Raw genomic sequence first — 12,653 nt, 5'->3', positions numbered from 1 at the left:
GGAAGGACAGCGCGCCGAAGCGCAGGAGATCGAGCGGCGAGTTGAAGCCGTAGAGCTTGCCCCCGAGCCGGAAGCCCATGCCGGTCTCGCGCCAGATGAGGCGATCGGCGATGCCGAGCTCGCCGAGGAGCCCGCAGAGCTCCGCGTCGGAGTCGAGGATCACGTGGTAGTAGCGGTCGAGGTGGACGCCGCGGTGGTCGAACCACGTGCCGAGGCCGCCGAGCCGGTCGCTCGCTTCGAGGACGATCGGGACGAATCCGGCGTTCAGCAGGTAGTGCGCGCTCGCGAGCCCACCGATCCCGCCGCCGAGAACGGCGACCCGTTTGCCTGATCCCTTCACGATTCTCGATTGCTCCCGGCGGCGCCGCTCGACCCGGGCGCGGCGCATCGACCCGCAACGCTTCGTTGCCCCGCCGCATCCTGGCGCCCCGCACCTGCCGTGTCAGTGTGCGCAGGATCCCGAGCGACGCACTTGGTGATATCCCGTGCCGGCGCGTCCTTCTAGGCGCAAAGCCGCGCCCAGCGCTTCCGGAGGCTTAGCCGCGCGTTGCGCTGCGGGCGACCATGCGAGGTCGCACGCGACGCTACACGGCGCCCGCGTGATCGCGCGCTCAGGCGGCGGGCAAGGCGCGGCTGCGCGGCACGACGAGGGCGATCTGCGCGCCCGCGGGCAGCGGAGGAACGTTCAAGACGCAGTCGCCGCCGTCGCGCTCGATGACGACGCGGGCGCCCGCGATGGGTTGCGCGCCGGTGTTGGTGACGTGCACGGCGCGCCCTTTCACGCTGAGCTTGAGCGCTTCGCGCCGACACCACCAGTCGGCGATGTCCTCCATGGCGGCGAGCCAGACGTCGGCGCGTCGGAGCTGCCGGTACACGAACTCGAGGTGCTCCATGCGGAGGTCCGCGTCCGCCTCGTCGAAGACGCCGCCGTGGACGAGCGCGACGTAGAGACCGCCGGTCGCCGCGAGGAAGGCGGCCTTCGTTTCGACCGTCTGCCGCAGCCGCTCCGGACTCTCGCCGGCGAACAGCGGTTGGATGCAGTCGGGCGCGGTGAGCGGCAGCTCGAGACAGCGACTCGGGCGCGGGCCGCCCACGCCGTCGTCGATCACCGGACGGAACGGGACGTTCAGGCGTACGCCGCGGCCGAAGTTCGCCATGTTCTCGCGGTCGACGTCCGGGTACGAGGAATCGTAGCGGAAGCCGGCGCGATCCAGCGCCCAGGCGAGATCCGGCGAGCGATCGAGCCGCGGGCTGCGATAGCCGGTGACGGCGCGGCCGAGCGTCCGTTCGAGGCGCGTGCGCGCGCGTTCGAGCGTCGCCGCGACGCGCTGACGCCCCCATACCCGCTCGCCGCGGTGCTCGAGCCCGTGGCAGAGCACGCGGCGCGGCACGAGGCGCCGGACGAGCTCGCCGTGCAGGTGGCGCGCGGCCGGCCTCGCGACCAGGCCGAGCGTCGCGGGGTGTCCGGTCGCCTCGATCACGTCGAGAAGCCGCTCCATGCCGCGGGTGTAGGCGTAGCGCCGCGGCTCGACGTCGTGCGTGAGGCTCGCCGCGGCATGGTACGGCGCGGGCCAGCGCGCCATCCGGACCAACGATCCCGCCGCGAGCTTCACGAGCTGCTTCACCAGCTCGATCAGCAGGTGACCGGTCGCGTCGATCGGGTAGTCGCTGGCGTGCTCGCCGAGCGCCGCCAGCCGCTGATCGAGCGTCGCGTAGGTGCGGCGCCGCACCCAGCCGCGGAGCGCGTCGGGGGCCGCGTAGTAGGCGATCTCCGCCGCCTTGCGGGCCGCGCCGTACCACGGCGCGCGCGACGGCGGCGTGCGGGGTAGGCCGTCGTCCTCCGTCGTCAGGCGCGCGAAGGCGGTGCCGAGGTCGAGCGGCGACCAGAGGCAGCGGTTACGGCGCGCGATCGCCGGACGCCCGCTGCCGGCGAGGCCGGCCAGCACGGTGCCCTTCGTGATCTCGGGCACGTCGAGCGTGGGGACGGCCGGGAGACGCAGCTCGCGCTTGTCGTGCTCGCGCGCGATCGCGGCGGTCGCGGCCGGCCAGATCGGCTGGTCGAGCGCGATCGCGCAGGAGCGGAGTTCGACGCGCGCCGCCGGCACGCCGAAGACCTGCCGCGCGAAGAGCTCGCCGCCTCCGAGCACCAGCGCCGACACCCGTTCGACCGCAGCGATCTCCGCCGGCGACGCGAGGTCGCCGACCGCCACGAGCAGGCTCGCGCTCGTCTCGTCGATCGCATCGACCCGGCGGTACGGAATCTTCTCGAGATCGAGCACGGCCTCGAGACCGAGGGCGGCGACCTCGTCGTGCGCGAGGAGATCGATCATGACGCGCGGCCGCAGCGCCCGCAGGTGGTTCCCGGACGCGCCGGCTCTATGCCCTCGCCGCGCGGCTCGCCGCACACGCACACCCATCCCCGCAGCCGCGCCGGGTTGCCGAAGACGAGCCCGTGCGGCGGCACGTCGCTCGTCACGACCGAGCCCATCCCGACCATCGCGTACGCGCCGATCGTCAGGCCCGGGCCGATGATCGCGCCCGCGCCGATCGTGGCGCCCTCGTGGACCGTCGTCTCCAGCGTGTCCTCGTTCGGTCCGGAGTCGGCGAGGCCGCCGCCCGCCGGATCGAAGGCGCGCGGATAGCGGTCGTTGGTGAAGATGACGCCCGCCGCGATCATCACGCGATTCGCGATGGTGACGCCGGTGCAGACGTAGACCTGGGCGTTGATCTTGACGAAGTCGCCGATCTTCACGCCGTAGGCGACGTAGGTCTTCTCGCCGATGATGCAGTCGTGGCCGATCGTCGCCGGGCCGCGGATGTGGACGTTGTCCCAGACCGACGTCCGCGCGCCGAGCTCGACCCCGGGCTCGACGAGGGCGGTGGCGTGCAGGCGCGGTGCACCGTCGCGGGACGGGACGTGCGACATGGGGACGGTGCTCGGCGCGTCAGGCCCGCTTGCGGCCGCGGCCGCCCGTCCGGCGCTGGCGCATGCCCTTCGTGTCGACCCATTCCCAGCCGCCGGAGTGGACCGAACGATACGCGGCTTCCACCGCGGCGACCGTCCGCAGGCACTCGACGGTGCTGATCCACGGGGGCGTCGCGCCGCCGCTCTGCGAGGTCTCGACGAAGCAGGTCTGCATGCGGCGATGCGCGTCGATCTTGTCGTACGAGCCGCCGATCGTCTCCCAGTCCTTGCCGAGATACTTGACCCGCGTCTCCTGCCAGCCGACCTCGATCGTGCCGAGCGAGCCGTGCACGTTCACGTAGCTGTTGCGGCCGGTCGAGAGGCTCCAGCTCACGTCCGCCTTGCCGACCACGCCGTCGCCGGCGCGGACCTGGATGGTCGCGCCGTCCTCGACGCCGATCCGCTGCAGCGGGCGGTGCAGGTTCGTCTGCACGCGCGTCACCGAGCCGAAGAGATACGACATGATGTCGAAGGCATGGCATCCGTTGTCGATGATGACGCCGCCGCCCGCGACGCCACGCTGCGAGTTCCAGCGCTTCGACATGTCGACCGGGCTGCAGAAGCTGACTTCGAACGCGACCGGATCTCCGAGCTTTCCGCCGGCGATCAGCTCGCGCGCGGCGGCGAGCTCCGGGACGTGCCGGAACTTCGTCGCGAGCAGGAGCTGGCGCTTGTTGCGGGCCGCGGCCTTCAGCATCGCGAGCGCGTCCCAGGTCGTGAGCGCGAGCGGCTTCTCGCAGAGCACGTGTACGCCACGATCGAGGCAGGCGATCGCGATCTCGGCGTGGTCGGCGGGCGGCGTCGCGATCGTCACGCCGTCGAGCTCCGCCGTCTCGAGCATCAGCGCGGGATCGGTGTAGACGCGGATACCGAGCTCGCGGGCCCGCTTGCGAGCCGCCGGCGACGGGTCGCACACGGCGACGACTTCGGCGCCGCGCACGTGGGGCCAGGCGTCCAGGTGGACCGTTCCGGCGCGTCCGAGGCCGATGATGCCGATTCGCATGGTCATGAGGGGGAGTCCTTTCGGTTTGCGGAAGATCAGCCGACCAGCCTGTTGCCGACGGCCCGCGCTTGCCGCGCACCTACCATGAACGCGGTCATGAGGAGCAACCGGACGTGCGCCATGACGGCGTCGCCCACCTTGAGCTTCGACTCGCCGAAACGGCGGCTCTCGAGTCGCATCGGCACCTCGCTGACGCGCTGGCCGCTCAGCATGGCCCGCAGCATGATCTCGGCGACCGCCGCGAAGCCGCTCGAGCGGAAGCGTATGCGGCGGACGGCCTCGGTCTGGTACGCGCGGAAGAGACAGGTGAAGGTGTAGACGTCCTGTCCGATCAGGATTTTGTAGAGTCCGGAGACCATGCGGCTCAGCCAGAGGCGGATGCTGCTGCCTTCGGCGTCCGCGCTCTCCGGGTGCCAGGCGGACGCGGTCACGATCTGGGCGCCATCGCTGACGAGCGCCGCGAGCTCGGGCAGCTTCTCGGGCGGGTAGGTGCAGTCGCTGTCGATGCTGCACACGATCGGTGAGCGCGCGTGATCGAAGCCGGTGCGAAGCGCCGCGCCGAGCCCGAGGTTCTCGGGGTGCCGGACGACCTCGATCCAGCCCTCGTCCTGCGCGGCGCGGAGCAGCGCGCCGAAGGTGCCGTCGCTCGAGCCGTCGTCGACGAAGAGGAAGTGCCAGTCGCCGGCGTTGCGCGCGCGCATCTTGCGGAGGCGCTCGAGAAGGAAGGGCAGGCCCGCCTCCTCGTTGTAGCAAGGGACGATGACGGTAACGGGTGCCGTGGAGTCGGTGGTCACGAGTGGGGGGCGTCCTTTCTCAGGGGGACGAAGGTCGAGAGGAATCGTACGAGGGTGGTCAGTGCGCGCCTTGCCCGGAGATGACGGCCGGGATCGTCTTCGCGAGGATCTTCAGGTCGAGAGTGAGCGACCAGTTGTCGATGTACTCCATGTCGGACCGGATCCACTCCTCGAACTTCGGCTCGCGGCTGTTGATCTGCCAGAGACACGTGATGCCGGGCTTCACGCTGAAGCGACGCCGATGCCAGCGCGTGTCGATGCGGTCCACGTCGCGCACCGGGAGCGGGCGCGGGCCGACGAGGCTCATGTCTCCCATCAGGACGTTCACGAGCTGCGGGAGCTCGTCGAGGCTCAAGCGGCGGAGCAGGCGGCCGAGGCGAGTGCAGCGCGGGTCCTGCTCGATCTTGAAGACAGGGCCCTCGGCTTCGTTCAGGTGCTCGAGGTCGGCCTGCAGCGTCTCGGCGCCCACCACCATCGTGCGGAACTTGTAGGCGGGGAAACGCCGACGATTGAGCCCCACCCGCTCCTGCACGAAGAAGATCGGGCCGCCGGAGTCGAGCTTCACCGCGATCGCGATCGCCGCCATGACGGGGGCCAGCAGGAGCAAGCCGGCGCCCGCGCCCGCGAGGTCGATGAGACGCTTCGCCACGAGGCGCAAGGAGTCGGGCGGACCGCTCGAGATGGTGATGACCGGCTGCTCGCCGAGCGTGTCGATCGAGGCCTTTCCCCAGTCGAGCGCGGCGAGGTGCGCCACGACGCGCACCGTGATGCCCTGTTCCTCGCAGAGGGCGATGATCGGGCGGATCAGCGGCTCGGAGCCGTCGAGGGGCAGACCGAGGAAGACCTCGTCGATCGGCCGCGACTCGAGGAGCGCCGCGAGCTCGCTCAGAGTGTCGCCCGAGACGCGCGGCGTTCCGTTCACGGCGCCGCGGCCATTTCCCTGCGCGGGGCCGAGCTTGGCGCGCACGTTCAGGACCTCGATGACGCGGTAGCCGAGGCCGTCGCGCTGCGCGAGCCGCGCCGCGCCCTCGAGCGCGGGGCCGCCGTCGCCGACGATGATCACGTCGCGGAGGTTGCGGCCGAGGCTCCGCACCTGGCGCGCGACGGCGCGCAGGACGCGGCGCTCGATGCCGAGCCCGGCGAACGCGAGCAGCGGGAACACGACGAGGAACGCGGAGCTCACGTAGCCGCCGCCGGGCGACAGGCTGAGCGGGACGAGCGGCACGGTCGCGATCACCACCGCCGTGCCGAGATCCCTGAACTCGCGCGACGCCGGCGAGAGCCGGTACGAGTTGTAGAGGCCGCGCATGCGCAGCGCGAAATGCCAGGCCACGAGGTAGAGGCCGACGAACACCATGTCGAGGATCGTGACCTGGATGTCGAGCACGCCGGTGCCTGCTTCGCCGCCGTCCTTTCCCGCGGTGAGCGCCAACGCGCCCACCAGGCAGGCGGCGACGATGGCGACGTCCGTGAGCTTGATCAGGGTGACGAGGGCTTTGCGGCGCGGCGACATGACGTGGTGATCCTTTCAGGACGACAGGGATTCCGAACGATCGCCGAGCAGGCGTCGCACCCATCCTGGCATGCGGTCTTTGCTGCCGTGCATGACGACGCCGAGGGCCTTGCAGCCGGCGATGCGCGCCCGCTCGGCGGCCAGCTGCAGCGCGGCGCGCTCGGTCACCTCCGACTCGGCCACGATGACGAGGCCGTCGCATGCGCATGCCAGGAGCGCGGCGTCGATCGAGGTCGCGAGCGGCGGTCCGGTGATGACGACGAGATCGCTCTCCGGTCCCACCTGCGCCGCCCAGCGCGACACCGCCTCGGTGGACGGACCGGCGTCGAGGTCGATCGGCAGCACCGCGTCCATCGTCGTACCGCGCGCCGGTACGATGGCGGACCCGTTGGCGGTGCGGGTGAGGGTCGCGAGGAACGCGGGCATGCCGCTGCGGCTGGCGTGCGTGACGAGGGCGTCCGCCAGCGTTGTCACCGCTTCCGCGTTCGAGGCGCCGCAGAAGACGACCACACGCATCTGGCGACCGTTGGAGATCAAGCGGATGGCGTCGAGGAGCGTCGCGATGCCCGGATGTGCCTCGGTCGCGAAGGCGCGGGCGCGCAGCAGCTCGGTCGCGTTGTCCGGTGCGTGCGGGGCTCGCGGCGCCGGCGCTCCCGCGGCCGGCGTGCGGGCGGCCGCGATGGTCGTCTCGACCGGCGGCGGCGCCGCGGGCGTCGAGGGGACGCTTGGCAGGGGGATCACGGTGCGCTCGACCGGCGGCGCGACGGGCGCGACCGGCGCCGGCGCGGCGGCCGGTCGCGGCGGCGCGATGCGCGGCTCGATGCGCGGCGGCGGCGCCGTCGGGGCGACGACCTCACGTGCGGCGAGCTCGCCGGGCGCGGCCGGCGTCGGGATCGCGTCGGGGGCGCGGCGCTCGCGTTCGAGGCGGCGCAGGACGTTGATGTAGTTGCTCATCGGGAGCCGTCCGTCTCGTCGACCGCGGGCAGGCGCAGCCGGTCGCCCGCGTAGATGTGGTCGACGTCGACGATCTGGGGGTTCAGGTCCCGGATCCGCTGCATGAGCTTCGGGCCTCCGTCGCCGTAGTACTGCTGCGCGAGCGCCGACAGCGAGGTGCCGCGCGGCACGACGATCTCGCGGAACGTCGGCGGCTCGGGAGCGGGCTCGGCGGCGGTCGCGGCGATCTGCTCCGCCGCGCGCTCCGGCGAGGGCGCCGGGTGCGGCGTCGGAGCTTCGACCGTTTCCACCGCCGGCGCCGCCACGGCGGGGGCGACGGGCGCGACGTCGCCGCTCGACGGAGCGGCCGCGGCCTCGTTCATCTGGATGATGCGGGTCGGCGCCGCCAGCGGCGCGAGGGTGTCCGAGTGCCCGCCGATGTAGCCGCCCCCGTAGCCGAGCACGAACGCGATCCCGGCCGCCGCCGCGGCCGCGATGCGCCAGGGCTGCGCTTCGGACGGCGCGCCCGGCGCCGAGACGAAGCGCCGCCGGGGGTTGATCGTGACCAGGCCCTGCCCCTGCTTCTCGCGGATCGCCGCGCGCGCCTCGCGGAACGAGACGCGACGGGCAGCGCGCCCGTACGCGAAGAGCATCGCGCTGTGACAGAGGATGTTCAGCCGGCGCGGGATCCCGCGCGCCTTCCACACGAGCAGGCGGAGCGCCATCGGCGTGAAGACGTCGGTCGATCCGCCCGCGACCCGCAGGCGGTGCTCGAGATACCGCAGGCTCTCCGCCGTCGTCAGGGGATTGATGTGGCAGCGGACGGCGACGCGCTCGGTGACCTGACGGAGACTCGGGCGCGCGAGCTTCGTGTCGAGCTCCGGCTGGCCGACGAGCACGATCTGCAGGAGCTTGTCGGTGTACGTCTCGTAGTTGGAGAGGAGGCGCAGGTCCTCGAACGTCGCCTCGTCCAGGTTCTGGGCCTCGTCGATGATGAGCGCGGCGGTCTCGCCGACGGACGCCCGCTCGTGGAGGAACGCGTTCAGCGCGTTCAAGAGATCGACGCGGTCGCGGCTCGCGCACGGCTGGCCGAAGTCCGTGAGCGCTTGGCGCAGCAGGTCGTCGAACGAGAGGCGGGTGTTCGAGAGGTACGCCGTGTGCACCTGCGGATCGAGCTGGTCGAGCATCGAGTAGAGCAGCGTGGTCTTGCCCATGCCGACCTCGGCGATCATCAGCATGAGCCCGCGCCGGCTCTCGAGCCCGATCTTCAACCCCGCGAGCGCCTCGGCATGATCGGGGCTCAGGTAGAAGAACGCCGGGTCGGGCGTCAGCGAGAAGGGCTCAGCGGTCAGTCCGAAGTGCGCGGCGTACATGGTGGTCGTCGGCTAGCGGATCTCCGCCAGGATGGGCAGTCCGGTGACGTTCTTGGCTTCCGCGGCGCTCTTCACGGCCGGGTCGAGGCGGTCGCGGAGGAACGCGAGACCGAGCGCGGCGACGAGGCTCACGATCGCGCCGAGCGCGAGCATGATCGCCTGCTTCGACTTTTCCGGGACCGTCGGCACCTCCGCGTTCTGCGCGATCGCGATGCTGACGAGATTCGACTCGTCGAGCGCGGTGGTGAAACGCGCTTCCTCTTCCTTCTTCGCGTACGTGGCCGACGCTTCCTTCGTGGAGGCCACCGCCTGCTCGAGCCGCTCCTGCTCGGAGCTGATCTCGTCGAGGTGCGCGACCTGGGTCCTGTGCTCGGCGACCTGCGCCCGCAGCGCCTCGACCCGCGCGCTCACCGCCGCCATCTGCGCCTTGGTCTGCGCGAGATCGACCTCGAGGTTCTGGTACGCGGGGTTGATGGCGTTCGTCGTCTCGGCGAGCGTCTCGCGGTTCGCCTCCATGAGGCGCTTCGCCTGCGCGATCTGCCGGTCGATGTCGCGAACCTTGACGCTCGTCGGCGCGTACTTCGAGAGGATTTCGCTGCGCTGGAGCTCGAGCTCGAGGATCTTCGGACGGATGAACTGCTGGTTCTGGGCGATCTTCGACTCGGTCGCGATGTTCTTCGGGTAGTTCTTGATCTCCTCCGTGAGGAACGCGATGCGCGCCGTGCCTTCCGCGAGCTCGCGCTCGGAATCCCCGAGCATCGTTTGCAGCTCGGCAAGCCGCGTCCGCACCCCCTGCCGTTGCTCGGGCGTGAGCGAATCGATGCCCTGGCGGTGATTGAACTCGGCGAGCGCGACCTCGGCCTCGCGCGACTTGTTGGCGAGGACGTCGCGCTGCGACTCGAAGAAGCGCCGGGCCTCCGACTGCTGGCTCAGCTTCCCGCGCCGCTCGATGTGGTGCGCGACCAGCTTGTTCACGAACTCGGCCGCCCACTTCGGGCTCGAGGCCGTGTAGGACACCTCGATCAGATTCGACTTGCCGACGATCCCGACCCCGAGCTTGTCGAGCGTGGCCTGCGCCCAGTTGTCGAGGCCCGTGGGCGGCGGCACCTGGTGGATGAACTGGTAGATCAGCGACGGGACGCGGAGCGGGAAGGTGATCACCGACCTGACGCGCGCGAAGAAGGTCGACGCCTCCTCCTCGTCCTGGCTCCAGTAGGGCGCGAGCACCTCCCGGACCAGCGACTCGCTGTAGATCAACGCGACCTCGCTGTTCATGTCCTGCTCGGTCACGTTCTCGACGGTCGGCCGCGTGCCCGCGTCGGGCGAGACGACGACCTGCGCTCGATCCGAGGTGACCATGAGGGTGGCGAACGCGCGGTAGGTCGGCTTCTGCGTCGACACCCCGAGCGCGACGGTCAGGAAACCCGCGAGGAAGATCTGGGCGATGAACCTCCGGCGCCGATGGAGGATCGCCACGATCTCGCGCCAGGGGATCTGTTGGTCGGTCATGCGGTCCTCAGAAGGGAATCGGGAAATACGCGATGGGCAACGCGTCGCGGATGTACTGCTTCACGAAGAGGCCGACCTCGGCGATCTTCGAGCGCGGCACGTACACCATGTCGAGCGGTTGCAGGGGCACGTCGACCCCGGGATTCGACCCGTCCTGGATCGGACGGATGTCGATCGAGCGGCCGACCGGCTGCCCGTCGGGTCCCTTGCGGATGAGGATGATCTGCTTCCGGTGGGCGCCCTCGAGCAGGCCGCCGGCGCGCTGGATCGCCTGGTAGAGGGTCATCCCGCCGGCGATCGTGACGATGCCCGGGTTCCCGATCTGCCCGTCGATGTAGATCCGGTTGAGCCCGGTCTTGCGGACGATCACGCTGACCTGCGGATCCGCGAGCTCGCCCGTGTAGCGCTTGGTGAGATCCGCATCGAGCTCCTTCGGCGTGCGCCCCGCGGCCGGAACGTCGTCGATGAGCTGCAGCGAGATCATCCCGTCGGGCCGGATCTTCACGTCCTCGTTCAGCTCGGGGTTGGTGTAGAACTTGACGGCGAGCTCGTCGCCGACCTGGAGAACGTACGGGTGCAGCGGCGGTTGCGGATTCTCGCCGAGCCGCGGATAGAGCGTGGCGACCTCTGGCGGCGGATTGGTGACCTGCTTCGGCGCTCCGCAGGCGCCGGCCGCCAGCACCACGAGCGGGATGACGGCGAACGCCCGGGCGGCCCGCTTCACGCCGCCACCTCGAGGAACCGCGGATGCGGAACACCGCCGAGTCTCATACGCCTCATCGGATGACTCACGCCTCGACCTCCGCAGCAATGCTCGCGCCAATTCCAGACGTGGCGCGAAGGCAATGCTTTTCGACCAGTTGTCCGAGTGACGATCTCTGGACTGTGGCATCTGCGACACCCTCTGCGCCAGCGATAGGGTTTTTCGTGGCGCAAGAGAACGGTTCGGCCGCTTCGTCGGCAGTTCGCCGCCGTGACGCTGGGCAGGGGGTCATTCTCCGAGCCTGTGTCGATCAAGAAGTGGGCCATTGTGCCGCACGGCGCTATGTTTGCAACGTGTCGATTTTCCAAGGCGGAAGCTGCCTCGAGAATCTTGCATCGGTGGAGCGGGATCGCACGACTGCCAGACGATCCATGGCGCTCCCTCGGGCGACTGCCACCGTTCGGTGCACATCGGCCTCTTCGGCGGAAACATTGAGTACGCGCCGGGCCGGGCGCTGGTGGCACACGGCGGCGCCCACGCGGCTCCGATCCCGGTCACCGGCGGTGCCCGTCGGCACGTCCGCCTCCCTAATCATTCAGAATAACTACGGATTCGCGTCGCCGAAGACGCGGTCCTGGAGATCCTTGGCGACGTCCGGCTCGCGCACGAGGTCACTATGACAGGCATGCTTGCCCTCGACCACGGGCAGCGTGCCTCGCTGGCGGAGCAAGGCCCGGCCTTCGTCGCTCACGCCGGGGCTCCGCATGGCGGCGCGTGTCGGCTGGAAGGCCGCGTCCTTGCCGCTCGCGAACTCCGAGATCTCCTTCGAGATGCGAAGGCTGCACCAGTCGTGTCCGCACATCGCGCAGAACTCCGTGTCGACCTCGAGATCCTCGTCGTGGAGCGCCCGGGCCGTCTCGCCGTCGAACGCGAGCTCGAACTGCTTCGGCCAGTTCAACGCGGCGCGCGCGCGTGAGAGGTCGTCGTCCCACTGGCGGGTGGCGGCGATGCCGCGGGCGATGTCCCCGGCGTGGGCGGCGATCTTGTAGGCGATGCACCCGGCCTTGACGTCCTCGGCGCGCGGCAGGCCGACGTGCTCCTTCGGCGTCACGTAGCACAGCATCGCGGCGCCGTGCCGTGCGGCCTCGGTCGCGCCGATCGCGCTCGTGATGTGGTCGTAGCCGGGGAAGACGTCCGTGACGAGCGGTCCGAGGACGTAGAAGGGGGCGTCGTCGCAGACGCGCTGCTCGAGCTGCATGTTGAAGCCGATCTGGTCGAGCGGCACGTGTCCCGGGCCTTCCACCATCGCCTGGACGCCCGCGTCGCGGGCGCGCTGCACCAGCTCGCCGAGCGTGTGGAGCTCCGCGAGCTGCGCGGCGTCCGACGCGTCCGCGAGGCATCCGGGCCGCAGTCCGTCGCCGAGCGAATAGGTCACGTCGTACTCGCGCATGATCGCGCTGATCTCGTCGAAGAGCTCGTACATCGGATTCTGTCGGTCGTGGTGCAGCATCCACTTCGCGAGCAGCGAGCCGCCGCGCGAGACGATGCCGGTCGTGCGCCGGCGGATCAGCGGCAGATGCTCGCGCAGCACGCCCGCGTGGATCGTGAAGTAGTCCACGCCCTGCTGCGCCTGACGCTCGATCTCCTGCAGGATCACGTCGTACGTGAGGTCTTCGATGCGTCGGCCGACGATCATCGAGTAGATGGGCACCGTTCCGATCGGAATGGTGGCGTGATCGACGATCGCCTGGCGGCACTCGGCGAGGTTGCCGCCGGTCGAGAGGTCCATCAGCGTGTCGGCGCCGAACTGCTGCGCCCAGTGCAGCTTCTCGACCTCGGCGGCGGTGCCGCTCGCGACCG

General features: G+C 70.4%; 11 protein-coding genes. All 11 read right to left on the bottom strand.

Translation table 11 applies throughout. The annotated features are described in order from the left end of the window. The coding region (locus IT293_17515; GenBank protein MCC6766462.1) for an FAD-dependent oxidoreductase at nt 1–340 on the bottom strand (340 nt) is incomplete at its 3' end. A gap of 271 nt (nt 341–611) precedes the next feature. Then, nucleotides 612–2,330: a polysaccharide deacetylase family protein gene (locus tag IT293_17510; GenBank protein ID MCC6766461.1), complete on the bottom strand. Its 1,719-nt coding sequence runs from the start codon at nt 2,328–2,330 to the stop codon at nt 612–614. Beyond that, the gene (locus tag IT293_17505) at nt 2,327–2,926 is read right to left on the bottom strand and encodes an N-acetyltransferase (GenBank protein ID MCC6766460.1); all 600 of its coding nucleotides are present in this window, start codon (nt 2,924–2,926) and stop codon (nt 2,327–2,329) included. Before IT293_17505 ends, IT293_17510 begins: the two co-directional genes overlap by 4 nt. Nucleotides 2,927–2,945: 19 nt before the next feature. Next, nucleotides 2,946–3,974, bottom strand: coding sequence for a Gfo/Idh/MocA family oxidoreductase (locus IT293_17500; GenBank protein ID MCC6766459.1), 1,029 nt, complete (start codon nt 3,972–3,974; stop codon nt 2,946–2,948). A 29-nt stretch (nt 3,975–4,003) separates the two neighbouring features. After that, the gene (locus IT293_17495; protein MCC6766458.1) at nt 4,004–4,762 is read right to left on the bottom strand and encodes a glycosyltransferase family 2 protein; all 759 of its coding nucleotides are present in this window, start codon (nt 4,760–4,762) and stop codon (nt 4,004–4,006) included. Nucleotides 4,763–4,820: 58 nt separating this feature from the next. Then, complete coding sequence (locus IT293_17490; protein ID MCC6766457.1) at nt 4,821–6,275, bottom strand: sugar transferase; 1,455 nt, start codon at nt 6,273–6,275, stop codon at nt 4,821–4,823. A gap of 15 nt (nt 6,276–6,290) precedes the next feature. Further along, on the bottom strand, nt 6,291–7,229 hold the full coding sequence (locus IT293_17485; protein MCC6766456.1) for a hypothetical protein: 939 nt from the start codon (nt 7,227–7,229) through the stop codon (nt 6,291–6,293). After that, nucleotides 7,226–8,581, bottom strand: coding sequence for an AAA family ATPase (locus IT293_17480; GenBank protein MCC6766455.1), 1,356 nt, complete (start codon nt 8,579–8,581; stop codon nt 7,226–7,228). The genes IT293_17485 and IT293_17480 overlap by 4 nt, the downstream gene beginning before the upstream one ends. Nucleotides 8,582–8,593: 12 nt before the next feature. Further along, nucleotides 8,594–10,090, bottom strand: coding sequence for a hypothetical protein (locus IT293_17475; protein MCC6766454.1), 1,497 nt, complete (start codon nt 10,088–10,090; stop codon nt 8,594–8,596). A 7-nt stretch (nt 10,091–10,097) separates the two neighbouring features. Further along, nucleotides 10,098–10,814: a polysaccharide export protein gene (locus tag IT293_17470; GenBank protein MCC6766453.1), complete on the bottom strand. Its 717-nt coding sequence runs from the start codon at nt 10,812–10,814 to the stop codon at nt 10,098–10,100. Between the two features lie 583 nt (nt 10,815–11,397). Then, a partial coding sequence (gene thiC / locus IT293_17465) for a phosphomethylpyrimidine synthase ThiC (GenBank protein ID MCC6766452.1) occupies nt 11,398–12,653 on the bottom strand: 1,256 nt, incomplete at its 5' end.

The organism is Deltaproteobacteria bacterium, assembly GCA_020848745.1.
In the GTDB taxonomy this organism is placed as follows: domain Bacteria; phylum Desulfobacterota; class Binatia; order UTPRO1; family UTPRO1; genus UTPRO1.
This window is presented reverse-complemented; position numbering and strand designations above follow the sequence as displayed.

What these genes read in the sequence shown, in the direction of transcription:
- IT293_17490 (MCC6766457.1), bottom strand. Translation starts at nt 6,275, where the DNA reads ATGTCGCCGCGCCGCAAAGCCCTCGTCACCCTGATCAAGCTCACGGAC.
- IT293_17480 (MCC6766455.1), bottom strand. Translation starts at nt 8,581, where the DNA reads ATGTACGCCGCGCACTTCGGACTGACCGCTGAGCCCTTCTCGCTGACG.
- IT293_17505 (MCC6766460.1), bottom strand. Translation starts at nt 2,926, where the DNA reads ATGTCGCACGTCCCGTCCCGCGACGGTGCACCGCGCCTGCACGCCACC.
- IT293_17500 (MCC6766459.1), bottom strand. Translation starts at nt 3,974, where the DNA reads ATGACCATGCGAATCGGCATCATCGGCCTCGGACGCGCCGGAACGGTC.
- IT293_17510 (MCC6766461.1), bottom strand. Translation starts at nt 2,330, where the DNA reads ATGATCGATCTCCTCGCGCACGACGAGGTCGCCGCCCTCGGTCTCGAG.
- IT293_17475 (MCC6766454.1), bottom strand. Translation starts at nt 10,090, where the DNA reads ATGACCGACCAACAGATCCCCTGGCGCGAGATCGTGGCGATCCTCCAT.
- IT293_17485 (MCC6766456.1), bottom strand. Translation starts at nt 7,229, where the DNA reads ATGAGCAACTACATCAACGTCCTGCGCCGCCTCGAACGCGAGCGCCGC.